6 protein-coding genes and 1 pseudogene are annotated in these 8,126 nt (G+C 67.7%); 6 read left to right on the plus strand and 1 reads right to left on the minus strand.

Annotated elements, in window-relative coordinates; translation table 11 throughout:
* From ACLN58_RS14340 to ACLN58_RS14365, 6 genes and pseudogenes are all read left to right on the plus strand, one after another.
* Nucleotides 1-1,088 (plus strand): annotated as a pseudogene (locus ACLN58_RS14340) (hypothetical protein); the annotation flags it as partial.
* 152 nt (nucleotides 1,089-1,240) lie between these two features.
* Nucleotides 1,241-2,281: a LacI family DNA-binding transcriptional regulator gene (locus ACLN58_RS14345; RefSeq protein WP_415855939.1), complete on the plus strand. Its 1,041-nt coding sequence runs from the start codon at nucleotides 1,241-1,243 to the stop codon at nucleotides 2,279-2,281.
* 93 nt (nucleotides 2,282-2,374) lie between these two features.
* Nucleotides 2,375-3,775 carry an ABC transporter substrate-binding protein gene (locus ACLN58_RS14350; protein WP_415855940.1) on the plus strand — a complete coding sequence of 467 codons (1,401 nt, stop codon included), beginning with the start codon at nucleotides 2,375-2,377 and terminating at the stop codon, nucleotides 3,773-3,775.
* Between the two features lie 41 nt (nucleotides 3,776-3,816).
* Nucleotides 3,817-4,743, plus strand: coding sequence for a carbohydrate ABC transporter permease (locus ACLN58_RS14355; RefSeq protein WP_415855941.1), 927 nt, complete (start codon nucleotides 3,817-3,819; stop codon nucleotides 4,741-4,743).
* Nucleotides 4,740-5,642 (plus strand): carbohydrate ABC transporter permease, encoded by a 903-nt coding sequence (locus ACLN58_RS14360; protein WP_415855942.1) that lies wholly within the window; start codon nucleotides 4,740-4,742, stop codon nucleotides 5,640-5,642. Before ACLN58_RS14355 ends, ACLN58_RS14360 begins: the two co-directional genes overlap by 4 nt.
* 47 nt (nucleotides 5,643-5,689) lie before the next feature.
* On the plus strand, nucleotides 5,690-7,393 hold the full coding sequence (locus tag ACLN58_RS14365; RefSeq protein WP_415855943.1) for a glycoside hydrolase family 32 protein: 1,704 nt from the start codon (nucleotides 5,690-5,692) through the stop codon (nucleotides 7,391-7,393).
* Here the strand turns inward: ACLN58_RS14365 and ACLN58_RS14370 are convergent.
* Nucleotides 7,368-8,126 (minus strand): hypothetical protein (locus tag ACLN58_RS14370; RefSeq protein WP_415855944.1); only part of this gene is annotated, 759 nt, incomplete at its 5' end. The two genes, ACLN58_RS14365 and ACLN58_RS14370, sit on opposite strands and share 26 nt — an antisense overlap.

Below are 8,126 nucleotides of genomic sequence, written 5' to 3' on the forward strand. Positions count from 1 at the left end.
GCGAGCACGCCGACTACGCGGGCGACGCCGTCGACATCGGCCTCCTCGGGCACGGCACGAGCGTGTCGCTGTCCTCGCCGTGGGACGCGGTGTGGAGCGAGAGGCTGCGCAAGGTTGTGGTGGCCATGGCCGGAACCCACCAGATTTTCACCTTTGACCCCGTCACCAACGAGGTCGCGATCCTTGCGGGCTCGGGGCTTGAGGGACTCCTCGACGGCCCGGGCCCCGAGGCGTGGTTCGCGCAGCCCTCGGGCCTCGCGATCGACGCCGATGGCAACGTGTGGGTCGCGGATTCGGAGACGTCGGCTCTGCGGAAGCTCGTGCTCGGGGAGACGGGCCCGAACGGCCGGGGCGCGAGCCCCGCGAACGGCGTTCGCGTCGAGACCGCCGTGGGCAAGGGGCTCTTCGACTTCGGTTTCCGCGACGGCGCCGCGGGCCAGGCCCGCCTCCAGCACCCGCTTGGCGTCGCCGTCCTGCCCGACGGTTCCGTCGCCGTCGCGGACACGTACAACGGTGCGGTGCGCCGCTACGATCCCGCCGCCCAGGCCGTGTCGACGTTGGCGAGGGGCCTCGCGGAGCCGAGCGACGTCGTCGTCATCCAGCCGTCGGGCGAGGGCGAGCCGCGCCTCCTGGTGACCGAGTCCAACCGCCATGAGCTGGCCTTGATCTCCATCCCGAAGGACGCGCAGCAGGTCGACGAGGGCGCAAGCCAGACCCAGCGGCCTGCCTCGGCCCTCGCGCCCGGCGCGCTCGCACTCACGGTGCGCTTCAAGGCGCCCACAGGCCAGAAGCTCGACAACCGCTGGGGCGACCCGACGCAGCTCAAGATCTCGTCGACTCCGCCGGAGTTTCTCAGCTCAGGCGGCGGGACGTCGCAGGGCCTGACGAGGACGATCACCCTGAACCCCGAGGTCGCCGAGGGCGTCCTGCACATCACCGCCCGCGCGGCGGCGTGCGACGGCGCGCCGGGCGAGGAGATCCCTGACCACGCCGCGTGCCACCTGTACCAGCAGGACTGGGGCATTCCGGTGGTGCTCCGCGAGGGCGCCGAGTCGGTCCTCACGCTCGACCTCCGCGGGATGGACTGACACCGGGGATTCCGACCGTGATTGGCGCGGACGACGGCGGGATCCCCGGCGTGTCCTGCCGCGACACGGTTCGTGGGGCGTGAGTCCTGGTCGGAATCCGCGGCGTTTCCCCCGGAGTCGGGCGCGGCGAGCCAGCTACTAGGATTACGGCCATGGTCCCCCGCAAGCCAAAAGGTTTCGCCACGCCCACTATGAAGGACGTGGGCGTGCTGGCGGGCGTGTCGCAAAGCACGGTTTCCCTGGTGGTGAACCAGACGGGGAAGATTCCGCCGGAAACCGAGCTACGCGTCCGGGAGGCCATCCGCCAGCTCGGCTACCGCCCGAACGAGACCGCGCGCAACCTTCGGCTCCAGCGGAGCCGGACGATCGGCCTCGTCACCGACCGGATCGCGTCGTCGCCGTACGCCGGCAAGGTGCTCCGCGGGGCCGAGGAGTATGCGTGGGAGCGGGACTACCTGCTCCTCCTCGTGGATGCGAAGCAGGACACGAACATCGAGGCGGCGGCCGTGGACACCCTGCTCGCCCGCCAGGTCGACGGGCTCCTCTACGCCGCGATGTCGTGGCACGAGGTGGATACCCCTGAGAGCTTCTCCTCGCTCCCGTCCCTCCTCATCAACGCGTGGCACTCGCCGCGACGGGCCGTGCCCGCCGTCGTGCCGGACGAGGTGGGAGGAGGGCGGCTCGCCGCGAGCGCCGCCCTCGAGATGGGCCACCGGCGCATCGCGTACCTCGGCGGACCGGCTGACGATCCCGCGCGCATCGAGCGCGAACGGGGATTCCGCGAGGAACTCGCCGCACGGAACGTTCCCGTCAACGAGGAGTGGATCTATACGGGCAACTACCAGATGAAATCGGCCTACGCCCTCACGCACAGCATCCTCGACGCGGGCGAGGACATCACGGCCCTCGTCTGCGGGAACGACCGGATGGCCGCAGGGGCGCTCCTCGCCGCCCTCGAGCGCGGGCTCCGGGTTCCCGAGGACCTCTCCCTCGTGGGCTACGACGACCAGGAGGAGTTCGCCGACGAGGTCACGCCGGCGCTCACGACCGTCACAATTCCCCACTACGAGATGGGGCGCGTCGCGGCCGAACAGCTCCTTGAGGCACTCGAAAACGGCGAGACTCCAACGGGGGCAACGGTCCCCAGCGAGCTGATTCGGCGCGACTCGATCGCGCCCCCGCGCCGCGCCTAGGCGGCTCGCACACCACCGACCTTGACACCGGCTGGGATCTACCTCACACTCGTTCATACGTATTATTCATACGTATGAACAGAGAGGTTCGATATGAGTTCCTTCCTTTCCCAGTCGGTTTCGAGACGCTCCGTCCTCGTCGGGGGAGCGGCCCTTCTCGGCGCCGCGGGCCTGTCCGCGTGCGCGCCCGGCAACGCCGGCTCGGCGTCCGGATCGAAGACCCTGAACGTTGCCTACTTCGGAACGCAGCAGCAGGCGGACAAGACGGCGAAGGTCGCCGATTCGTTCATCAAGGCCAACCCCGGCGTGACGGTCAAATTCAACGGCATCAACGGCACGGACTGGAACGACTTCTTCACCAAGGTCCTGACGCAGATCGCCGCGGGGAACCCGCCGGACATTGTCTCGGTGGCCACCGAGGGCGTGCAGCTGTTCGCCCAGAAGAAGCTCGCCCATCCGCTCGACGACTTCGTCAAGCGTGACAAGGACCAGCTCGCGCCCTACTTCAAGGATGTCCACCCCTCGCTCGTGGAAGCCATGATGTACCAGGGCAACCTGTACGAGCTGCCCACCGACTTCAACGCCGGCAACATGTACTTCAACACGTCGCTCCTGAAGAAGTCCGGCCTCGAGGTGCCCAAGGCGGACTGGACCATGGACGACTTCAAGTCCGTCGCGACGGCCATCAAGAAGAACCCCGATACCGTCCCGTTCGACTGGGTCGTCCGGCTGTGGGGCTCGTGGACCTCGTTCATGTACGCCAACGGCGGCAACCTCGTCACCGAGGGCAAGTACGACGGCGGCGACTGGCTCTGGAGCCAGTTCTACTCGGGCGATCCCGCCGCGCAGGGCCGCAAGGGCGGCTGGAAGTGGGGCGCCCCGACGGCGAACTCCGACGCCGTGGTCGAGTCGCTCGACCTCATGGTCGAGCTCGCGAACAGCGGGCTCTCGGCCAAGCCGGACGTCGGCGGCGGATCGACCCTGCAGGGCCTTTTCTCCAACAACAAGATCGGCATGGCGATCGGCGGAGGCTTCTGGGCCGGCGGCCTGCACAACGCTGGCATGGGCCCCGACACGTTCGACGTGCAGTACTTCCCGAAGTGGAAGGTCCAGCGCCACCTCTTCGGCACCGGCGGCTACGGCATCTTCGAGTCCTCGAAGAACAAGGACCTCGCATGGGAGTTCCTCAAGTCCCTCGTCGAGCCGTCCGCGATCGAAATCCTCACGGCCGGCAACTCGACGACCCCGTCTCGCCGTTCGATGATGACCGCCGAGCGGTACGCGCCGACCGGGCCGAAGAACTGGAACGTGTTCTACGACACGCTGGACAAGCTGCCGAACACGGCGCCGATCCCGGCCCCGCCGTACTACAACGCCATGGCCAACGCGCTCAACCAGCGCACCACCGAGGCGATGTCCTCGGGCAACGCCAAGTCCGCGCTGAACGGGCTGCAGAAGGACCTCGAGACCGCCGCTGCCGCGATCGGAAGCTAGTCATGTCTCTCTCCGCAATCCGAACCGACTCCCCTGGGGCCGTGGGCCCCAGGGGATCGGGGGCCCCGACCCGACGTCGCAACGCGCATCGCGCGCACCGCCGCGAGGCCGCCTTTGGGTGGCTCATGATCGCCCTCTCGGCGCTCACGATCCTCGTGTTCACGGCCGCCCCGATCGTCTTCACGTTCGTGCTCTCGTTCTTCTCGTGGGACATCATCAGCCCGCCGGAGTTCGTGGGCCTCCAGAACTTCGCCCACCTCACCTCCGACACCGCCGTCATCCACTCCTTCGGCGTCACGGCGCTGCTCGCCGTCCTCATCGTGGTGCTGCAGATCGTCATCGGGCTTGCGATGGCCATCCTCGTCCAGCAGCGGGTCTCGACGTGGGCGCGGTCCATCTTCCGCACCGCGTTCTTCCTGCCGCTCCTGGTCTCCGCCGCGTCGATCTCGATCGTCTTCAGCTACCTCTTCGACGACCACTTCGGCGTGATCAACTACTACCTTCAGCTCCTGGGCCTGCCCCAGATGCAATGGCTGAGCTCGCAGGGAGGCGCCACCGCGACGATCGTCATCGTGGCCGTGTGGCAGCAGCTCGGATTCGTGTTCATCCTGTTCGTCGCCGCCCTCGGCTCGCTGCCCAAGGACGTCCTCGAGGCGGTCTCGATCGACGGCTCCGGGCCGATCAGGACGTTCTTCTCGATCAAGCTGCCGCTCATCAGCCCGACGATCTTCTTCGCGTCGGTGATCGGCCTCATCAACGCGATGCAGATCTTCGACCAGCCCTACGTCATGACCAAGGGCGGCCCCGGCGACGCGACCACCACGACCGTCATGCTCATCTACCGCACTGCGTTCCAGAACATCCAGTTCGGCTACGGCTCGGCGATCTCGGTGGTGCTGTTCGTCCTGCTGCTGGCCATCACGGGGCTGCAGTTCTACATCTCCCGGAAGTGGGTGTTCTACTCGTGAGCACAGCACGCACAACCCCCGCCCCCACCGCCCCAACCCGGGCGGCCGGTGCGCCGCAGCTCGGGGTTCCCCACGCCGTCACCCGCAAGGCGTGGCGCGGGCTGGGCCTGATCCTGCTCATCATCATCGCGGCGGCTTTCGTCCTGCCCATCCTGTGGACGGTCTCGACGTCTCTCCGCACCCCCGCGGAGTCGTTCAGCAACCCGCCCCAGTGGATCCCGCTGGCGCCCGTGTGGTCGAACTACTCGGCCGTGTTCGAACAGGTTCCGCTCGCCACGTTCTTCCTCAACAGCGTCATCGTCACCGGCGCGATCGTGGTCCTGCAGCTCATCACCTCGACGATGAGCGGCTACGCGTTCGCGCTCGTGCGCTTCCGCGGCAAGGGGGCCGTCTTCGCGATGGTCCTCGCGACCATGATGGTTCCCGCGCAGACAACGATCATCCCGATCTTCATCCTCATCCGCTACCTCGGGCTCTCGGACAACCTCGCCTCGCTCGTCGTCCCGGCGATCGGCGGCGCCTTCGGAACGTTCCTCATGCGCCAGTACTTCCTCCAGATGCCTGGTGAGCTTGCGGAGGCCGGCCGCGTGGACGGCGCGTCCAACTTCCAGATCTTCTCGAGGATCTACGTTCCGATCGCGCTGCCGCCCATGGCCACGCTCGCCGTCTTGAACTTCTCCGCGTACTGGAACGAGTTCTTCCGGCCGCTCATCTTCCTCCAGTCAACCGACAACTTCACCCTGCCCGTGGGCCTCGTCTCGCTCCAGGGCAACTTCGGCACCGGCAGCATCTCGATCGTCCTGGCGGGCGTCGTCGTCGCCCTCATCCCGAGCATTGCCATCTTCCTGCTCGCCCAGCGGTACTTCGTCGAGGGGATCACCGCGGGCTCGTTCCGCTGAGACCCGAAAGCCCCCGGCGAGGATCTGACCACACGTGAAAGAAGACCATGACCCAAGACCAAACGGCAGCATCCTTCGCCGCCGAGGCCTACCGCCCCCGCATGCACTACACCGCTGCCGACACGTGGATCAATGATCCGAACGGGCTCGTCTACGCGGACGGCGTCTATCACCTCTTCTTCCAGAACAATCCGTACGGCACCGATCACGAGAACATGTCGTGGGGACACGCGGTCTCGCCGGATCTGATTCGCTGGCGGGACCGCCCCGTGGCGATCCTGTGCGACGAGAACGAGGCGATCTTCTCGGGCAGTGCGGTCGTCGACCACGGGAACACGGGCGGCTTTGGCGAGCCAGGCAGCGTGCCGCTCGTGGCGATCTATACGAGCCACTACACGGACGGTTCGCCGTCCGCCGGCATCGAGGCGCAGTCCCTCGCGTACAGCGTGGACGGCGGCGAGACCTGGCGAAAGCACGAGGGCAACCCGGTCCTGGACCGCGGTTCGTCCGACTTCCGCGATCCGAAGGTCTTCCGCTACTCGAGCGCGTCCGGCGGGTACTGGGTCATGGTGGCCGTTGAGGCCGTCGATCGAAAAGTCGTCCTCTACCGCTCCGACAACCTCAAGGACTGGACGTATCTGAGCGAGTTCACCTCGTCGGCGCCCGTGGGCAAGATCTGGGAATGCCCAGACCTGTTCCCGCTGCCCGTCGACGGCGATTCGGATCACATGAAGTGGGTCCTGATCGTCAACATCAACCTCGAGCCGGGCGAGCGCGGATCCGAGGGGCTCTTCTTCGTGGGCGACTTCGACGGCGTCACCTTCACGGCCCTCGGTGGCCGGGAATCCTTCCACTCCGGCCAGCCCGAATGGGAGCGGCTGGACTACGGCCGGGATTTCTACGCCACGGTCTCCTTCAACGACGCGCCGGAAGGCCGCCGGGTCCTCATCGGCTGGATGAGCAACTGGGAGTACGCCCGGACGCTTCCCACGTTCCCGTGGCGCGGCGCCATGACCCTTCCGCGGGAGGCCAGCCTGCATACCGCCGACGGCCGGATCGTCCTGCGTCAACGTGCCGTCGCCGGGCTCGCGCCCGCCGGCCCGGTCCGCTCCCGCGGCCTCACCGACATCCCCGCGGGCACGCACCCGCTCGGACTCGCCTGGGGCGAGGAGCCGTGCCTCATCGAGGCAACGTTCGACGTCGGGACCTCGTCTGAGTTCGGCATCCTCCTTCGGGAGGGGGGCGCCGAGGCAACTCGGATCGCGTACGACACGGAGCGCGGGGCGCTCGTCGTGGACCGCACGGCCTCGGGGCGCGCGGACCTCGGCCCGGCGTTTGCCTCGAAGGAGACGGCCCCGGTCGAACTCGTCGGAGGGCGCCTTGCGCTGCAGGTCTACGTCGACGCCTCGTCCGTCGAGGTTTTCGCGCAGGGCGGCCGTGTGACGATCACTGACCTGATCTACCCCGACCCCTCGAGTACCGGGATCTCGCTCCACTCAGCGGGCGGAACAGCCCAGCTCATCAGCTTGACGCTGACCCCGCTCGAGGATGCCCCGATCGAGCGAACGGACGCCGAGCCTCAAGACGGCGGGCCCCAAAGCGGCGAGCCTCAAGACGGCGAGCTTCAGGACGGCGAGCTTCAGGACGGCGAGCCTCAAGACCGCGAGCCCCAGGACGGCGAGCCTGAAGACGGCGGACGCAGAGGCAGGGAATCCCGGCGGCGCCTCAGCCGATCACGGGCGTCAGCGTGATCGTGGACCCGGAGACGTCCATCTTCATGGTGAACGTGAAGCCGCGGTCCACCGCGAGCTGACTCTGCCGTCCCGTGAACAGGTCGATCTGCTGCGCCGCGAGGTGGGCCTTTCCGGTGAGCGGGGCGACGATCCACTGGCCGTTGTAGGGGGTCACGCTCGCCTTCGGGTAGTCCGTGATGCCCCACGCGATCGAGCCGTCCACGATCCGATTGCCGGTCGCGTAGGAGAAGGGGCACCCCGGCTGGAGCTGCTGCTTCGACGAGGCGGTCTTGGCGCAGTCGTCGAGGAACTCCTTCGCCTTCGCCTCGATCGCGCCCGTGAGGGCGGGCGTGGCCTTCGTCTCGAGGGGGAGTTGCGCCTGGCTGTTGCGTTGCGAGGCTACGGCGGTCTTGGCGTCGGCGGCGAAGTACTGGCCGGCAAGCGAACCGACGTAGCTGCCTGGGTAGAACACGGGGAACGAGTTGTGCCCAGCGGGCATGTTCACCGGGGTGCCGTTGAGGGTCGCGCGCGTCGAGTTGACCACCGAGGCCTCGACGGTGGGGAGCGGCGCGGGCACGATGCTCCACTGCGGGAAGAACAGCCAGTCCGTGCCCGTCTGCTCGACGATGAAGTCGCTCGTGTAGTTCGCGCCGCCGGTTGTGAACGTGACCGGAACGTCCTCGCGGCCGTCCGCCGCGGCCTTCGGTTCGCCGACCTTGAGGTTCTGCACGCGGGACATCGAGTCGCGCAG

The sequence above is a fragment of the Sinomonas sp. G460-2 genome (assembly GCF_047759905.1).
Taxonomy (GTDB): domain Bacteria; phylum Actinomycetota; class Actinomycetes; order Actinomycetales; family Micrococcaceae; genus Sinomonas.